Source organism: Gordonia polyisoprenivorans (assembly GCF_017654315.1).
Taxonomy (GTDB): Bacteria; Actinomycetota; Actinomycetes; order Mycobacteriales; family Mycobacteriaceae; genus Gordonia; species Gordonia polyisoprenivorans_A.
The window spans coordinates 1,699,704-1,716,956 of the sequence record NZ_CP072203.1; the positions used below are offsets into that span (position 1 = coordinate 1,699,704).

A 17,253-nucleotide genomic window follows, 5' to 3' on the forward strand; every position below is an offset into this window, starting at 1 on the left:
GAGGGCGCTGTCGGTGGGAGGTAGGGCGCTGTCGGCGTTGAGAAGGGCGCTGTCGGCGAGGAGGAGGGCGCTGTCGACGAGGAGGGAGGGCGTTGTCGGCACCGAGTTCATTACCCTGGTACCCATGTCAGCATCCATCGACCCGGGCCACGGCACCGGGCCGCAGCCCGACTCGCCGGAGGGTGCGAAACCGAAGCTCGTCGAGTCGATTGTGATCGCCTCCGAGCTGTGGCTCGTGGTGATCGTCGCACACGTCGTCACCGTCATCGCCACGTTCGGGGCCACGCGCGACATGTATCACCAGGTCGCGAAGCAGAGCTACACCCCGGGTTCCGCCGAGTACGACATGATCACCTCCGGCGGCGTGATCATCGGCCTGGTCGTGGTCACCACGATCGTCGAGATCGGTGTCGCGGTGGCGCTGCTGATCCTCACCCGCAAGGGTTACAACTGGGCGCGCTTCATCCTCGGTGCGATCAGCCTGTACCTGGTGATCAGCACGTTTTTCTCCCTGTTCGGCGATGTTGCGCCGCGCTGGGCGATGATCCCCAACGTGATCGGTGGCGTGGCCGCCCTGGGTGCTGTGGTGCTGTTGCTGCGCCGCGAGTCCGACACCTACTGCAAGAAGATGGCGCAGTACCGCCGCGCACCCCGGATGGTCGGTACGCCGTATCCACCGGTGCCGGGGTTCGGTCCGTACCCACCGACGCCTGGTTATCCAACCCAACCGGGCTACCCCCAGCAGGGCTATCCACCGACGCAGGGCTATCCGCCCTCTCAGGGGTATCCGCCTCCGGGTTATCCGACGCCGGGCCCGTACCCGCCGTCGACCGGCTACCCGCCGAACCCCTCGACCCCGAACCCCTCGCCGCCCGACTCCGCCCAGCGCGACGTCGATACGCCCGACAGCACATCCGACAACCACCGCAACAACGACAGCCACCCCGACGACACCGTCTCGCTCGACAAAGGACAGCGCCACCGTGACGAAACCTGATCCCGCCCAACGCCCTCGCGTCGTTGTTTGGGCGTATCGCTGCTGGCTGCTGGCCGGTGCGCTGTTGGTGACCCTGGGCGTCGTCTACGCCGTGCTGGCGGTCATCGTGACCGGTCCGACGCTGCTGCCGGTCGGCATCGGCGTCCTGATCGCGGCGATCGGTGCCGCCGAGGCGTTCATCGGCACCAAGGCCTACACCGGTGACGAACGCTGGCGCTCCTCGCTCGCCGCGCTGACTCTCGTGGCGGTCATCATGCTGCTCATCCTGAGTTTCCTGGTGCCGTTGCTCGCGTTCGCACTGTTGGCTGCGGTCATCGGCCTGTTCGGCTCCCTGCTGGCCTACCGACCCGAAGGCGACGCCTGGTTCACCGGCAAGGGCCCGGTGGATACCAAGAAGGGGCAGGCGAAGAAAACTCCGATGTCAAAGCCTGCGGGCAAGAAGCGTGGACGGTCGAGGCGGTGACCGATCGACCGCCGGTGCCCGACGACGACCCCACCGAGCCCGACCTGCCGGACACCGAGGCCGATGCCATCGAGTCGACCCCCGACACCGAGTCCGCCGACACCGAGAACCCCACCCCCGACCCCCATCCCATCCCCGAGGACCGTGGCGAGGTGCTCTTCTCCGAGCCGGGTGGGAGCTGGTGGGTGGTGGCCATCGGGCCGGTGCTGATCGGAGCGGTGCTTGCGATGGAGATCAGTGGCCCCGGGAAGGTGCACTGGCCGGTGCTGAGCATCTTCGGTCTGGTGATCCTCGGTTTCTCGGTCGTGCAGGTGATCGCCGCGCGCAGGCATGTGTCCGTCGAACTCACCGAACTGACTCTGCGACAAGGTGTTCGGATCATCGCACTCGACGAGATCGACACCATCTATCCCGAGAACAACGGCCCCGACGCCAAGGACTGGGAGAGTGCTCGCGCCCTGGGAGAACTCCACGGCGTCCCTCGTCGTCGGCGCGGGATCGGACTCAAACTCGCCGACGGTTCGCTCGCCCAGGCGTGGGCGCGGGACGTGCAGAGGTTCCGGCGTGAGCTCACCGAAGCCCACACCGCGGTCGCGCTCGGCCTGCCGCCGCGGGCCTCCGGCACAGACTGATCACCCCGGCTGATCACCCCGCCGTGGCGCACACGTCACACCGGCCGCACGTCACCCGAACGACCAACCTCCCGGGACATCACGACTACCCGTTCTCGATCATCGGCGCCACCAGGAGGTTCTCCGGAATGCCGAAGGCATCGACGAGAATGTCTGCGTAGGGCCGCAATTCGAGACACAGTTCGTTGACGCCGCGCCGGATCGCCTTGGCGCGCTCCACCGACACGTGTCGGTGCATGAGGAACCATGCCAGGTCGTCCTCGAGCGCCGAGTACACGAACAGATCGCAGACCTTGCCGAGCAGTTCGGCCGCGGCCTTCGAGTCGCAGTCGTTGATCGCCTCGATGAACGATTCGAGTACCACGCGTTCGGTGTGTACCCGCCCGACCTTCAACAGGTGATCCTGGGCGTTGTTGAACACCTCGAAGGCGTCGTTGTCGTCGTCGGTGGCCCGTCGTAGCCGCTGTGCGCAGGTGCGGACGAGATGATCCTCGCGGTTGCGGAACAAGCGGATCTGCGTGCCGCGATCGGTCAGCGTCGACTTCTCGGTGTCCTCGTCGGAGCTTTCCAGCAGGGTTTGGATCACCTGGCGCGCAGCGGTTTTCTCGACGACGACGTCGCGCGCCATACCGGCGATGAATCGTACCCACCCGCCGGCCGAGAGGCCCTGCACGTCGTCGGCGTAGGCGGAGAGCAGTTCCTTGGCGACCAGCTGGGTGAGGACCGTGTTGTCACCCTCGAAGGTGGTGAACACGTCGATGTCACCGCGCATGATCGAGAGCTGGTTCTCATCGAGATAGCCTGCGCCGCCGCAGGCTTCGCGGCTGACGTTGATCGCGTGCGACGCGTGCCAGGTGCCGTAGGCCTTCAACCCGGCCGCCGAGCTCTCGAGCTGGCGCTGTCGTCCGGCGTCGGAATCGTCGGGTGCGGCCGACTGCACTTCATGTAGCTCGGCGACGAGCTCGTTCTGGGTGCATGTGATGGCATAGGATTTCGCGATGAGTGGCAACAGTTTTCGCTGATGGCCCAGATAGTCGAGCACGGTGATCTCGTCGTCGGCGCCGGGTGCCTCGAACTGTTTGCGGACCGTCCCGTACTTCGTGGCGAGCGCCAGTGCCTTGCGTCCGGCTGCGCCTGCGGTCGCCGCCACCGAGACCCGACCCCGGATCAGGGTGCCGAGCATGGTGAAGAACCGCCGATTAGGGTTCTCGATGGGGGAGCGGTAGGTGCCGTCGGCGTCGACGTCGGCATAGCGGTTGAGGAGGTTCTCCGCGGGAATCCGGACGTGGTCGAACAGGATTCGTCCGTTGTCGACGCCGGCGAGGCCGCCCTTGTAGCCGCAGTCGCTGGTCGTCACACCCGGTAGGTCGTCGCCGTTGTCGTCGCGGATCGGCACCACAAAGCAGTGCACCCCATGGCTTTCCGGCTCCTGGCCCGCCCCGGCGGTGATCAGCTGGGCGAAGACCGCGGCCACCCGCGCGTGCTGTGCGGCACCGCCGATGTAGTCCTTGCGTGCCGACGGGGTGGGGGAGTCGATGACGAACTCCTGCGTCTGCGGGTCGTAGGTGGCCGTCGTCTCCAATGCCTGCACATTCGAGCCGTGGCCGGTCTCGGTCATCGCGAAGCAGCCGAGCAGATCGAGGCTGATGATGTCGGAGACGTACTTGTCGTGGTGGCGCTTGGTGCCCAGGTTCTCCACGGCCCCGCCGAACAGACCCCATTGCACGCCGGCCTTCACCATCAGTGACAGATCGGCGTAGCCGAGCATCTCGATGGCGGTGATCGATGCGCCCACGTCACCGGTGCCGCCGTGATCGCTCGCGAAACCGGCCGCCGCGAATCCCTGCGACGACAGGTCGCGCATCTCCTCGAGCACGCGGGCGCGGGCCTCGTCGAGTGTGCGGGACGGGTCGGGTAGCAGGTCGGAGCGGTTGGCGCGTTCGCGCACGCTGTCGCGGGTGGCCCGCCAGCGGCCGTCGAGCGTGCGTCGCAGGCCCTCGACGAGTAACTCTCGGGTCGCCTCATCGAGTTCGGTCGATCCCTCGCGGCCGGGGACGTCGATGTCCGTCGGTTCCGCGGTGCTGCGACTGCTGGTGGTGTCGTCGGGGTTCGCGGTCGGCGATTGCGTGGGTGTGGACATGACTCCACGGTACGGACCCGGCGCACCCGAGAGGGGTGATTTGGTGTGCGCTCTCACGCTCCCACGGTGCGTGTGGTCCGCGTGGCCGTCTCCGGCATCCGATGCCTGCCGCCCGCGGCGGCGACCCGGACGGGAGTGGTCGGGGTATCGGTACCGTGCAGCGCCCGGTTCGCGGTCACCGTGACGTGCGTGGCCGTTGTGCGCGCAGGTGTCTGTGGCGCAAATGAATCGGCGATCGAGTCGAGCAGTTGCCGTCCCGACCCCGCGGCCACCGGAAGGGCCTGCTCGAGTCCATTGATGTTGGCGCCGATGTTCTCCCCGAGTTGGACGCGCACCGCCTGCAGGGTCGCGTCGAACTGCGCGACACTGGCCCGCAACGCCTGCGGTGTGGTGGCAGCGGCGAGGTCGGTGCCGATCTGTTGTTGGGACTGTTTGGTCCAGATGTTGTCGGTGACCGCATGATCCGGGCGCGTCGTCTCGTCGTAGTCGGGCCGATGGGTCACCCAGTCGTGCGCGGTGAGTGGTTGCCCGAAGTCGAACAACGTGTAGTACTTGCCGAACAGATAGATCTTCGGCAGCGAGTCCGGTGCGCCGACCGCGGCGCCGCCGATCTGGCAGGGCAGGCAGTAGGTGCCCGGCACCATCGGGTCGAGCGATTGCCAGGTTGCCGCCCCCAACGCGGTCAACGCCGTGGCCCACTGGCCACCCGACGGCGCCGCGACGTAGCCGGTCGGGGTCTGGGTGAGGGTCTGCCAGACGGCCTTCCACGGTCCGAACGGGTCGAGTCGGTACGTTTTGCCCGACCAGTCCGGTTGGATGTCGACGACCCGGCCGTCTGCGGTCGTGTATGTCTGATCCGTCGGGTCGATGGTGTTGCGGACGGTCGGAAAGGTGTAGCCGAGGACCAGTCGCCACGTCGGAACCTGACCGTACTGGGTGAAATAGAAGACGTCCGAGCAGGGGCCCGGAATGCCCGTACAGTCCGGGGTCATCGGCGCAAACGCCGCCAGCGACAGCCACCACTGATCGTCATTCGCCTGTGCCACCAACGGAATCGGCACCATCATCAGGGTCATGCCCTTGAGCTTCTCTTTGTCCTGCTCGTCGAAGCCGACGACGTTGGTGGGGATGTAGAGCCACCAATTGCCCGAATCCTCCAGTGCCGCAGTGGTCAGGTTCACGCCCTGATACTCGTAGGCCGGCATGTTGGCGATCGTCTGCGCCAGGTTCACCGGAATGTTGGCCACCGAGTCCGCGGACAGTCGAATCGCGACGGTCGACGCCGCGGGTGTCGCTTCGGCGACCGGTGTGGGCGGCGCAGCATGTGTTGCCGCGGAAGCGATTCCCGCGCCGATCAGCGCCGTCGACACCGCCGCCAGTATGCGCCCGGCCGCCTGACCCGATCGATCTCCGGCCGCGGATGTGTACCCCACGTGTGCCCCCTCGTGCCTTCCCCGGCCTCCTCGCACCGTAGGCACTGCAGCCGGTTCCGGCCACCCCCCTGGGCCACATTGCCAGGAAACCGACAGTCGCCGATGTGGAGTACAACGATGGGTGCCTCAGGGCAACAAGCCGATTCGCCGCGCCCGCACCACCGCTTCGCGACGATTGTGTACGTCGAGTTTGCGCATCAGATTGCCGACGTACCCCTTGATCGTCTCCGGCCGCAGCGACAGCCGATCGGCGATCTCGGCATTGCTGCAGCCGAGTGCGAGGTGCGCCAACACGTCGGTCTCGCGGGTCGACAACGAGACCGACGTTCTCGATTCGGCCTCCGATCCCAGCCCGCGCAGCCGCTGCTCGACGCCGCGCAACCGTTCGGCCAGTGCGGGATCGGTGGTGGTGTCGGCGATATCCCGCAGCGCCAGATAGCTTTCGATGATCCCGTCGGCCACCGACGCCGGCATCGTCGTCGGATCAGAATGTGTCTCAATCTGTTTCACGCGCAGATCCACGTCGTCGCGGACCTCGATCTCGTGCGCGAGCCGACGCGCGGCCACCGCGACCCGTGCGACGATCCGATCCCCGATGCGCTCGGGTGCGCGCAGGCCGCCGTAGATCACCGCCCGGGTGCGCCCGCCGACCACCGCGGGGGCGGCCACCAGTGATTCGATGCCCTCCCCGGACACCTCACGGTCGTAGTCGTGGGTGATCTCGGTCGAGTGGAAGTAGTCGGCGACGGCGCCGGGGCGGCGCTCGACGATGGTCCGGCCGCCGAGTCCACGATCGGAACCGATCAGGAGATCACGCAGCAGCCCGGTGCGGGTTCCGACGAAACCCGACAGCAGTGCGCCCGGACCGTCCACGAGCCCGCCGAACAGCACCGGCAGGCCCGTTGTGCGATGTACCCGGCGCAGCTCGGCACGCACGGCGTCGGCGTCGTTGGGACGCCGGGGGTCGGTGACCATCGTCCTTTGCCTCCTCCGTCCTTTGCCTCCTCACCCCTTCTCGTTGCCGCCCGCACCTGTCGGTTCGATATCGCCACCGGGGCCGAAACCACCTACTTTCGGGGGTGGTACCGGCACTAGTGTGATTCATACGCTTGCGGGACGACAAACGTCGCGGCCCTCACCCGTGTTCGCACCGGCCGCGGCACGACGATCTGGAGGAGACGATGTCTGTCTCGGACACCGATACGACCCTTGCCGAGGCACTGGCCCTCGACGCCGACTTCGGCCGGATCGACTGCGGCACCGCCAACCGGTCCGAACTGAGTCCGCTGCGGTTTCTCGAACGCAGCGCAACGGTCTTCGGCGACCGCACCGCCATCATCTACGGGCGTCGTCGTGCGAGTTACGCGGAGTTCGCCGACGAGGTGCAGCGCCTCGCCCGGGTCCTCAAGAGCCGGATCACGCGCGGGGAGCGGATCGCCTATCTCGCACCCAACATCCCGGAGATGCTCGTCGCGCACTACGCGGTGCCGCTGGCCGGCGGTGTGCTCGTCGCGCTCAACTCCCGCCTGGCCGGACCCGAACTGGTCTACATCCTCAATCACGCCGGCGTCACCACGCTGTTCTTCGACGCCGAATTCCGGCACACCGTCTCGCTCATCGCCGACGAGGTGCCCGAGATGGCCACCACCGTCGAGATCACCGACCCCGAATTCGGTCCTACGCCAGGCGATGTCGGCGCGTCGGGGATCACCGGCCTGCAGACCTATGCCGATTTCCTGGCACTGGCCGACGGTCCCGACGTCGAGAGCGATCCCATCCCGTGGACCGTCGACGACGAGGACACCGTCATCACCATCAACTACACCTCGGGGACCACCGGAAAACCCAAGGGCGTCATGTACACCCACCGCGGGGCGTACCTGAACTCCTTCGGCGAGACCTTCCACAACCAGTTCACCGGTCACAGCCGCTACCTGTGGACGCTGCCAATGTTCCATTGCAACGGTTGGTGCACCCCGTGGGCGGTCACCCAGGCGTCGGCGACCCATGTGTGCCTGCGAGCGGTGCGTGCCGACGCCGTGTGGGACGCCATCGACGATCTCGGCATCACCCACCTGTGCGGGGCGCCCACGGTGTGCACGACGATCGCGGGATCGCCTCGCGCACATCGCCTCGACCGGCCGTTGCACATCACCACCGCGGGCGCGCCACCGAGCCCGACCGTCATCGGTCAGCTCGAGGCGCTCGGCATCACCGTGGTCCACGTCTACGGTCTAACCGAGGTCTACGGCCCGTACACGATCTGCGAATTCCAGGACGCCTGGACCGAATTGCCCGCCGATGCGCGCGCGGCCAAGCTCTCCCGACAGGGCGTGGGCATGGTGCAGGCCGAGGCGGCGCGCGTCGTCAAACGTGACGTCCTGCCGCTCGTCGACGTGCGCGCCGACGGAGAAGCCATGGGCGAGATCGTGTTACGCGGCAACAACGTGATGGCCGGTTACTTCCGGGACCCGGCCGCCACCCGGGAGGCATTCGCCGGTGGCTGGTTTCACACCGGCGATCTCGGGGTGATGCATCCCGACGGATACATCCAGCTGCGCGATCGAGCCAAGGACGTAATCATCTCCGGCGGCGAGAACATCTCCACCATCGAGGTCGAACAGGCTCTGGTGAGCCATGATTCGGTCCTCGACGTCGCCGTCATCGGCGTTCCCGACAAGAAGTGGGGTGAGCGTCCGCGCGCCTACGTCCTGCTCAACCCCGGGGCGCAGCTGAGCGCCGAAGAGCTCATCGACCACGCCCGGACCCTGCTGGCCGGCTACAAGGTGCCGCGCGACATCGTCTTCGCCGACGAGCTACCGCGCACCTCCACCGGCAAGGTGCTCAAATTCGAGTTGCGTCAAGACGCCCAGCACGACTGAGCATCCCGGTCAACGGGGCCGGCGCCGCCCGTAACGGGCCCGGTAATCGGCGATCACCTGCGGTGGCACCAGTTCCCGCGGCAGTAGTACGACGGTGCGCCGACCCGTGCAGAGCAGCACCACCCGCGAGTTGATCACGACCCGATCGAACCGTTCGAGCGGAATCTGCGAGTACGTCGCTCCCACCCGGTGCCCGATCCACAACGGGGTGAACTCCGCGCCCACCGGTGTCCCGGCGGGCATGATGCGACGCATCCGGCGTTGGCCCAGCACGATGCCCAGTGTGAGCATCGTGGCCTGGGCGAGCAGGACCAGCCCGAGGACGAAGACCGTTGTGACGAAGGCCAACGGCCAGGAGTCGGTGGAGGACGCGACGATCGCCGCGAGGAACGCACCGACGACGAGGGGCAATGATTGCCGCAGCATCCATCCCGGCGTGAGCAGGGCGCCCCGGCACAGTCGGGGACCGAGCGAGTCGTCGGCGATCAGGTGTGTGCGCAGCACCCCGTCGGGTCCGGCCCCCGCGTACGGCGGGGGTGCGGTCGGTGAGAACGACGACGGCGAGAACTGGTAGGCCACATCACGATTGGACCGCATTCCGCCCCGAAAAGCCGCCCCGGTCGGCGGTCTGAATGACCCTGCCGCGCCCGACTTCACCGGGCGCCGGAAGCCCACTGTGTCGCGAGATGCGGTGGCAGCAACTCCACCGGCACGGTCAACCGAAGTCCGCGATCGGTGCGCAGCACGACGATGCCGCAGCGATAGGTGACGTCGCTGATCTGTGTCATGTCCACGCCGTTGATCAGGCCCGCATAGTCCACGAGTATCCGGCTGTGCGTGATCTCCGACGACAGCGCGGATTCATCGGGGAGCACTCGCCGCCACCTCACCCCCGGCCCCAGGAGCACGATGACGATGGCCACGACGAGCATGGGTCCAAATCCCAGCGGGTCCGCCGAGGTCGGGAGTGCGATGGCAAGGCCGATCAGCACGATCAGCATCACCAAGGCCAGGGCGGCCAGGACGTTGCAGCGGGTCCGGGTCAGCAACGTCGCCCGTGTCAAGCGCCGGCGCACCTGGGAGTCCACCGGAATCGTCGCGTGGAAGGTGGGCGGCGCCATGGTCGACGGGTGGGCCGGGATCGCCGGCGTATCCCATTGCCCGGGATTCCGTACGACGAACTCAGGATTTGACATGGGAAAGATACTACCGGCTTCCGCTTCCGCAAGCCGTCGACTGTCGCACTCGCGGCATCGCGCGCCATACTGAACAGATGGCACCGAGTGACACGACGGTCGATCCGGTTGATCTGCGCACCCAGGTCGTCGCGGCGTCGATCCGGCTCTTCAGCGAGTACGGGTACGAGTCGACGACCGTCGATCAGATCGCCGCGGACGCCGGGGTCTCCCGACGCACGCTGTTTCGGCAGTTCCGCTCCAAGGAGGACATGATCTTCGCCGATCACGAGGCGCTGATCGCCCAGGTCGCCGAGCGTCTCGGTGCCGACGAGTTCGCGCCGGACGAGGCGGCCGACGGCCCGGACCCGTGGACGGACGTCTGCGATGCCGCCGAGATCGTCTTCACGCACTTCCTCGCCACCCGCGACCTCGCCGTCCGGCGGCTCCACGTCGTCACCCGGGTACCGGCACTGCGCGACCGTGAACTCGTCACCACCTACCGCTACCAGCGGGTCTTCGAGGAGTTTCTGCGCCGGCGCCTGCCCGACGAGTCGCCCGAGCGCATCGTCGCCTTCGCCGCCGCGGTGACCTCGGTGCACAACTACCTGCTGCGGTCGATGATTCGTGGCGACGCCGACGCCACGGTGACCACGCTCCGGCGCGAACTCCGCCGCATCCGGCTGGCACTGGGTGCCGACGCCGGTGGCGACGAGCACGCCGCGACCGCGATCACCGTCGTCACGCACCCGATCGACGCGGGTGCCGATCAGATCGCCCGCGCGGTCGCCGAGGAGATCCGGGCCCACCGATCCCGCCGGACGTGACGGCACTCCACCGACGCGCTCCCTTCACGCGAGTGGCACGTAGTGTCGACATCCGCACTACCGACGGAGTATCCTGGCACTCAGTGTCGTCGTCTGAGGTGCCCGCATCCGTCGCACGACCGGTACCCCGACGAGCATCGATCACCGTCGCGCGCCACTTCGCGCGCATCGAGGAGGAGCCCCCATGGCCTTTGGAAATCCCGGATTCAACGTCTTCGAACTGCCCGAGGAGCATGTCGCGCTCCGTGAGGCGATCCGTGCGCTCGCGGAGAAGGAGATCGCACCGCACGCCGCCGACGTCGACGAGAATGCGCGCTTCCCGCAGGAGGCCCTCGACGCGCTCGTCGCCAGCGGATTCAACGCGATCCACGTCCCCGAGGAGTACGACGGACAGGGTGCCGACTCGGTGGCCGCCTGCATCGTCATCGAAGAGGTTGCGCGCGTGTGTGGGTCGTCGTCGCTGATCCCGGCCGTCAACAAGCTCGGCACCATGGGACTGATCCTCAATGGTTCCGACGAACTCAAGGCCAAGGTGTTGCCGTCGATCGCCTCCGGTGAGGCGATGGCGTCCTACGCCCTCTCTGAGCGTGAGGCCGGTTCGGATGCGGCGTCGATGAAGACCCGCGCCCGCAAGGACGGCAGCAACTGGGTGCTCAACGGCTCCAAGTGCTGGATCACCAACGGCGGCAAGTCATCCTGGTACACCGTCATGGCGGTCACCGACCCCGAGAAGAAGGCCAACGGCATCTCGGCGTTCATGGTCCACGAGGACGACCCGGGCTTCACCGTCGGCCCGCTGGAGAAGAAGCTCGGCATCAAGGGATCGCCCACCGCCGAACTGTATTTCGAGGACTGCACCATTCCCGAGGATCGGATCATCGGCGACGAGGGCACCGGCTTCAAGACCGCGCTGCAGACCCTCGACCACACCCGCCCGACCATCGGTGCGCAGGCCGTCGGCATCGCCCAGGGGGCGCTCGACAACGCCATCGCCTACGTCAAGGACCGCAAGCAGTTCGGCAAGCCGATCAGTTCGTTCCAGGGCGTGGAGTTCATGATCGCCGACATGGCGATGAAGGTCGAGGCCGCGCGGCTGATGGTCTACACCTCCGCCGCCCGCGCCGAGCGTGGCGAGAAGAACCTCGGCTTCATCAGCTCGGCGTCGAAGTGCTTCGCCTCCGACGTCGCCATGGAGGTCACCACCGACGCCGTGCAGCTCTTCGGCGGCGCCGGCTACACCCGTGACTTCCCGGTCGAGCGGATGATGCGCGACGCCAAGATCACCCAGATCTACGAGGGCACCAACCAGATTCAGCGTGTGGTGATGAGCCGCGCACTGCTGCGCTGAGCCCGTCCCGGCCGAAACGGCGCCCCATCGACTCGTCGATCGGGCGCCGTTTCGCGTCGGCCGTGCGCTCAATTGCGTCGATCGTGCGCTCAAACGCGTCGATCGTGCGCTCGAATTCACCGACCGGGCGTCCCCCGAGCCCACTCTTCCGCACATGTGCCGATTTCGACGGAACCATCGAGGCGACGGCTGCGTCGAATCTCCCATGACCATCGATGAACCCACAGCGACACCCGAACTCGTACTTCGACGCGACGCCCTCTCGGAACCGGGAATGTCGCCTGAACGATTCGCCGCGGAATTCCGGCTCCTTCGCGGCGAAGCGCACATCGGGCGCGGCGAGATGCTCACTGCACGTCAGCGGGTGATCGCGATCGCCTCTGCGGCGCAGGGAGATCCCGTGGTCGGCGGTCAGGCCGCCATGGTCATGCACGGTTCCCGGTGGTTCGATTCGGATTTCCCGATATTGCTCATCCGAGGTGCCAGCGCCTCTGGCCGTGCGGCGCGGGGCTCCATCCCCCGCAGGGTGGATCTGCCGCCCGAACACATCGAGGTCATCGATGGCATCGCGGTCACCTCGCCGATCCGGACCGCCTTCGACGTCGGGAGGATTCAGCCGAGAATGCGCGCGATCGGCCATCTCGACGCGCTCGCCGCGGCCACCGCATACGACCTCGGTGAACTCGCCGACTACGCCGAGACGCAGAAGGGCGTCCGATACGTACGCCAGCTGAAAGGTCTCATCCCGCGGATCAATTCACGCTCGGAGTCGCCGCAGGAGAGTTCGAGCGGCCTGTTCTTCGACGACGCCGGACTTCCCACGATGGTCGTGCAATACGAGGTCTTCAACGAGTACGGCATCCTCGTTGCCCGCCACGACTGGGCCTACCCTGAGCTGAAGATCGGCATCGAGTACGACGGTGAGGAATACCATTCCAGTCCCGAACAACGAGCGAGCGATGCCGCGCGCGACGCGGAGTCGGCGAGACTCGGCTGGAAGGTCATCCGCGCGAACAAGCATCGGATGAGGACCCATCCCATGGGCGTGGTGAACGAGATCGCCGAGGCCATCCGCACACGCGGCGGCTACTACTCGTGAGCGCACGGTCGACGAAAATGAGCGCACGGTCGATGGATTCGAGCGCCCGGTCGGCGAAAGACGATCAGGCGTAGCTCGGCTGGAACTGCAGAGCGGCGTGCTCTTTGGCCGCGGCCGCCCGGAAATCGCGCATGGCCCTGGGCATGTGGAACGCGTTGGTAACGATCAGCGCGCCGGTGGCGCCCATGGCCTTGAGCATGGCGACGGTGTAGGTGGCGTTCTCCACGGTGTCGGTGGAGCGGCCTTCGTTGACCATCTGCCACATCGGCACACCGCGCCTCATCAGCCCGAGATTCATGAACTGTGCCTCCGACACCGGCAGCCACCAGGTATCGCCGCCGGAGACGATGACCCGATTGAACGGATGCGAACGAGCCAAGGCCGCGCCGGTGTCGAGGCGCTCATTCAGGATCGTCGGCGTCTGACCGAAGGTTCCCATCTTGGCCCCCAGCACGACGATGTAACGGGTCGGTGGACTCTGCCACAGGAACAGGCTGGTGGGGGAGAGCAGATCCGAGCTGCCCAGACCCGAACTGCTCCAATCCGAGGAGCCGTTGTCCGCGCGGGCCGGCGACGACACCAGGCCGCCGACGGTCACCGCGAGAACCACTGCCACGATTAATGCCACCACCCGAAGCCGCATGCGATGTAGCATAGCGCAGACTATTAGCCGTACTAATTGTCTCTTTGGCCTCGAATGATCACTTCGCGCGGATCAGGTGAAGGCCACGTACTTGACCGTCAGATACTCCTCGATGCCCTCCGAACCGCCCTCGCGACCGATGCCGGACTCCTTGACGCCGCCAAACGGTGCGGCGACGTCGGAGATCACTCCGCGATTCACCCCCACCATGCCGGAGTCCAGCGCCGTCGACACGCGCAGTGCCCGATCCAGGTCGCGGGTGAAGAAGTATGCGGCCAAACCGAATTCGGTAGAGTTGGCGGCCTTGATCGCCTCGTCCTCGGAGTCGAAGGAGCTGATCACGGCCACCGGGCCGAAGATCTCGCCGCGGGTGACCGGCGCGTACGCGTCGACGTTGTCGACGACGGTGGCCGGGTAGAAGAAGCCCTTTCCGCCGGGAGCCTTGCCGCCCAGGCGAACCCTGCCGCCGTGCGCGACGGCGGTCTCCACGGCCTCGGCGACCTTGTCGCGCTGCGCCGCGCTGACCAGCGGGCCGAGGGTCACGCCGTCGTCGTAGCCGGGCCCGATCCGGACCGCCGACATCTTCTCGACAAGCTTCTCGGTGAACTCTTCGACCACACCGGACTGCACCAGGAAGCGATTGGCCGCTGTGCACGCCTCGCCGCCGTTGCGCATCTTTGCCAGGAAGGCACCCTCGACGGCCTTGTCGACGTCGGCGTCGTCGAACACGACGAACGGCGCGTTGCCGCCGAGCTCCATCGACGTGCGCTGTACCCGCTCGGCGGCCTGGCCGAGCAGGTTCTTGCCGACCGGGGTCGAGCCGGTGAAGCTGATCTTGCGAATCCGGTCGTCGCCGATGATCGCCGACGACACCTCCCGCGCCCGCATCGTCGGCAACACCGACAGCACGCCCGCGGGCAGGCCGGCCTCGGCAAAGATCTCGGCGAGCGCCAGCATCGTCAACGGCGTCTCATGGGCCGGCTTGACCAGCATCACGTTGCCCGCGGCGAGTGCGGGACCGATCTTGCGCGTTCCCATGGCCAGCGGGAAATTCCACGGCGTGATCGCCAGGCACGGCCCGACCGGGGCGTGGGTGACCACGATCCGGCCGGTCCCGGCGGGCGAATGGGTGAACCGGCCGTCGATGCGTACCGCCTCCTCGGCGAACCACCGCAGGAACTCGTTGCCGTAGCGCGCCTCGGCGAGGCTGTCGGGCAGCGCGCGGCCGAGTTCAAGGGTCATCAGCATCGCGAGATCGTCGGTGCGGTCGGCCACGAGACCGAAAGCGCGACGCAGGATCTCGCCACGTTCGCGAGCCGGGGTCGCCGCCCAGTCGTCGGCAACCGAGGTCGCGATGTCCAGTGCCCGGCGGGCGTCCTCGACGGTCGCATCGGCCACCTGGGTCAACGGTTCCTCGGTCGCCGGATCGTAGACGGTGAACGTGCCCGCATCCGACGCGTCGACCGACTCACCGCCGATCCACAAGCCGGTGGGTACGCCGTCGAGAACGGCCTGGGTGTCGATGATCTCGGTGGTGCTCATGGAAGGTCCTCTCGCTGCGATGCTGGATGCGCCGGTGTTCGGTGGTGTTTGCCGATTCAGTGGTGCTCGGTGTTCGACGCGTGGCAGTGCGCCGATGGCGACGGCTCGACGTCGAGTGCCGGGTTGCGGTCGAAGAAGCCGAAAGGCTTGAGCCAGAACGAGACCACGTCGGCCGGCATGACCGGCCAGTCCTCGGGACGGGTGATGTGGTGGATGCCGAACACATACCAGAGGACGACGTCGGTGTTCTCGATCGACCGATTGTTCTTGGTCCACTCCGCCAAACCCGTGTCGCGCTCGGATTGGTTGACGAATTCCCCTGCGGGCCAACGCTCGTCGGTACTGTTCGGCGTCACCCACAGGGTGTGGCCGATGACGGTGGCACGCTGGAAGACCGGCGAGGCGGGATCGAACATCGCCGGGAACGCGCCGGTCGGGGACAGCTTGTAGGCCGGATGGTGACCGAGTTCGGTGGTGCGGTTGGTGTTGACGATTTTCCAGCTCTTCTGCGTCGCGAAGTCCGGGTCCTGCATGCCCTCGCTCTCGGTGCGCAGTGCCGTATTGCGTTGCGTCAAAGACAGTCCGAGCGGATTTCCCGGACCCATCGGCTCGGCGACGGTCTCCGAGGCGAACACGGTGTTGTCGGTGCCGTCGATGTCGAGGTCGAGGCGCGCGACGAGGAAGTGCTGGTGGAACGGTGCATACGTGCGATCGTCGATGACGGTGCCGTGCGGATTGCTGGTCACCCCGGGCGGCATCGGTGTGGTCACCATGATGCCGGTGGCGCGGACCTCGCACTCGATGTTGCCGTCCTGATAGAACCGCCAGTACACCAGATATTCGTAATTGGCCACGGTCACATGGAAACTGACCGTGAGTCGCCGCATACGCCGGACCTCGGCCCCGGCATCGTGATCGACATGCTTCCAGAGGACGGCGTTGTCCTCCTCGTGGATGCAGATGGCGTTGGTGATGGTGTAGGGCTCACCGGCGCTGTTGTGCAACACGGCATCGAGGTAGCGGATCTCGCCGAGGCAGTCGCAGCCGAGTTCCAGCGAGGTCGTCATGAAGCCCAGACCCCACTCGCCGATGTCGAAAGCGGTACGGCGGTAATGGTCCTCGCAGTGGTCGCGATAGGGGACGACCATCTCGGCGAACGACATGCGATGCGCCACCGACCGCTCGCGCCCGGCGTCGGTGTAGGTCACCGAGTGCAGGGTCATGCCCTCCCGGTAGTTGAAACCCACTCGCAGCGACCAGTTCTGCCACGTCAGCCGGTTGCCGTCGAGGGTGAACGACGGCCCCTCGGGCTGGGTGATCTCCAGTGGCTTGAGCGGCGGGCGCTCGAAGGTGTCGCGTATGCGTTGTGGGATATGGCGCGGCACATACTCGCCCATCACCTGCGGACGCTCGAAGCTGCCGGAGCCATCGGCCCCACTCTCGGCGGCCGCATCCTCGATGCGCAGCAACTCCATCGTGTTCACGTCGATCACACAGTGCAGCCCCGACACGGGATTCGCGTACGGATTGGCGCCTTCGGCGTTTTTCACCCAGGTGTCCGACCAGCCCAGTCGCCGGCCCTTGAACTCCTCGGGGATCAGCGCGCCGCCGTAGGTCCAGGTGTCCATGAAGACCAGGTCGAGATCGGTGATCCCGCGTCGCGCGAGCGCCGCCTGCACCTCCGGGTGTGCTCGCAACACCCGGTCGCATTCCTCGAACTCATCGACGGTGAAGTTTGCCTGCACGTCCGGGACCAGATCGAACGATTCGACGGTCTCGTCGGTGAGGCGTACCACCGACTTGTACGTCAGGTTCTCGGAACTGTTGAGACAGATGACGATCGCCCGTCGTGCGGGGACGGTGCCGCCGGCCTCGTACGCGGCGAGTTCGGCCTTACCCGGCTCGGCGAGTTCGATGGAGGCGTACCGCCATCCGTCGCCGACGCCCTGCTCGCGCGAGAGAACCGTGGAAACGGCCCGGAATTCGTCGGCGGAGAGTGGATCGAGCGGGTGCATACGGTGTCCTTTGTCTCGCAGCGGTTTTCGGAAGTGGACGGTTGGGGCGTATCGGGC

Annotated in this window: 15 protein-coding genes; 7 read left to right on the forward strand and 8 right to left on the reverse strand. The window is 66.7% G+C overall.

Translation table 11 applies throughout. From position 1 onward, the window contains the following. Window positions 1-124: 124 nt before the first annotated feature. From J6U32_RS07730 to J6U32_RS07740, 3 genes are read left to right on the forward strand one after another with little or no spacing between them, the layout of a single operon-like run. Window positions 125-997 carry a hypothetical protein gene (locus J6U32_RS07730; protein ID WP_208794443.1) on the forward strand — a complete coding sequence of 291 codons (873 nt, stop codon included), beginning with the start codon at window positions 125-127 and terminating at the stop codon, window positions 995-997. Then, the gene (locus J6U32_RS07735) at window positions 984-1,460 is read left to right on the forward strand and encodes a hypothetical protein (protein ID WP_208794445.1); all 477 of its coding nucleotides are present in this window, start codon (window positions 984-986) and stop codon (window positions 1,458-1,460) included. The genes J6U32_RS07730 and J6U32_RS07735 overlap by 14 nt, the downstream gene beginning before the upstream one ends. Continuing rightward, entirely contained in the window at window positions 1,457-2,092 is a 636-nt protein-coding gene (locus J6U32_RS07740) for a hypothetical protein (RefSeq protein ID WP_208794447.1), read from the forward strand. Before J6U32_RS07735 ends, J6U32_RS07740 begins: the two co-directional genes overlap by 4 nt. A gap of 85 nt (window positions 2,093-2,177) precedes the next feature. Here J6U32_RS07740 and J6U32_RS07745 read toward each other — a convergent pair whose 3' ends face one another. The 3 genes from J6U32_RS07745 to J6U32_RS07755 all read right to left on the reverse strand — a co-directional run bounded on the left by J6U32_RS07745 (window position 2,178) and on the right by J6U32_RS07755 (window position 6,640). Continuing rightward, window positions 2,178-4,232, reverse strand: coding sequence for an acyl-CoA dehydrogenase (locus J6U32_RS07745; RefSeq protein ID WP_208794449.1), 2,055 nt, complete (start codon window positions 4,230-4,232; stop codon window positions 2,178-2,180). 53 nt (window positions 4,233-4,285) lie between these two features. Further along, complete coding sequence (locus J6U32_RS07750) at window positions 4,286-5,665, reverse strand: hypothetical protein (protein ID WP_244332680.1); 1,380 nt, start codon at window positions 5,663-5,665, stop codon at window positions 4,286-4,288. Between the two features lie 126 nt (window positions 5,666-5,791). Beyond that, window positions 5,792-6,640: a helix-turn-helix transcriptional regulator gene (locus J6U32_RS07755; RefSeq protein ID WP_208794451.1), complete on the reverse strand. Its 849-nt coding sequence runs from the start codon at window positions 6,638-6,640 to the stop codon at window positions 5,792-5,794. Between the two features lie 206 nt (window positions 6,641-6,846). Here J6U32_RS07755 and J6U32_RS07760 point away from each other — a divergent pair, with 206 nt between their 5' ends. After that, on the forward strand, window positions 6,847-8,547 hold the full coding sequence (locus J6U32_RS07760) for an AMP-binding protein (protein ID WP_208794453.1): 1,701 nt from the start codon (window positions 6,847-6,849) through the stop codon (window positions 8,545-8,547). 9 nt (window positions 8,548-8,556) lie between these two features. On the opposite strand, the gene J6U32_RS07765 is transcribed toward J6U32_RS07760, so the two are convergent. Beyond that, window positions 8,557-9,126, reverse strand: a complete 570-nt coding sequence (locus J6U32_RS07765) for a hypothetical protein (RefSeq protein WP_244332681.1) — start codon at window positions 9,124-9,126, stop codon at window positions 8,557-8,559. A 74-nt stretch (window positions 9,127-9,200) separates the two neighbouring features. Beyond that, window positions 9,201-9,743, reverse strand: a complete 543-nt coding sequence (locus J6U32_RS07770; RefSeq protein ID WP_208794456.1) for a hypothetical protein — start codon at window positions 9,741-9,743, stop codon at window positions 9,201-9,203. A 77-nt stretch (window positions 9,744-9,820) separates the two neighbouring features. Between J6U32_RS07770 and J6U32_RS07775 the strand changes: the two genes are divergently transcribed. The 3 genes from J6U32_RS07775 to J6U32_RS07785 all read left to right on the forward strand — a co-directional run bounded on the left by J6U32_RS07775 (window position 9,821) and on the right by J6U32_RS07785 (window position 12,996). Further along, a complete protein-coding gene (locus J6U32_RS07775; RefSeq protein WP_208794458.1) occupies window positions 9,821-10,549 on the forward strand; it encodes a TetR/AcrR family transcriptional regulator in 729 nt (242 codons plus the stop codon). A gap of 184 nt (window positions 10,550-10,733) precedes the next feature. Continuing rightward, window positions 10,734-11,897: an acyl-CoA dehydrogenase gene (locus J6U32_RS07780; protein ID WP_208794460.1), complete on the forward strand. Its 1,164-nt coding sequence runs from the start codon at window positions 10,734-10,736 to the stop codon at window positions 11,895-11,897. Between the two features lie 205 nt (window positions 11,898-12,102). Continuing rightward, window positions 12,103-12,996: an endonuclease domain-containing protein gene (locus J6U32_RS07785; protein WP_208794462.1), complete on the forward strand. Its 894-nt coding sequence runs from the start codon at window positions 12,103-12,105 to the stop codon at window positions 12,994-12,996. Window positions 12,997-13,060: 64 nt separating this feature from the next. On the opposite strand, the gene J6U32_RS07790 is transcribed toward J6U32_RS07785, so the two are convergent. The 3 genes from J6U32_RS07790 to J6U32_RS07800 all read right to left on the reverse strand — a co-directional run bounded on the left by J6U32_RS07790 (window position 13,061) and on the right by J6U32_RS07800 (window position 17,196). Then, entirely contained in the window at window positions 13,061-13,639 is a 579-nt protein-coding gene (locus J6U32_RS07790; RefSeq protein WP_208794464.1) for a YdcF family protein, read from the reverse strand. 72 nt (window positions 13,640-13,711) lie between these two features. Next, complete coding sequence (locus tag J6U32_RS07795; RefSeq protein ID WP_208794466.1) at window positions 13,712-15,181, reverse strand: NAD-dependent succinate-semialdehyde dehydrogenase; 1,470 nt, start codon at window positions 15,179-15,181, stop codon at window positions 13,712-13,714. Window positions 15,182-15,237: 56 nt separating this feature from the next. Continuing rightward, window positions 15,238-17,196, reverse strand: a complete 1,959-nt coding sequence (locus J6U32_RS07800) for a primary-amine oxidase (protein ID WP_208794468.1) — start codon at window positions 17,194-17,196, stop codon at window positions 15,238-15,240. Between the last annotated feature and the right edge of the window lie 57 nt (window positions 17,197-17,253).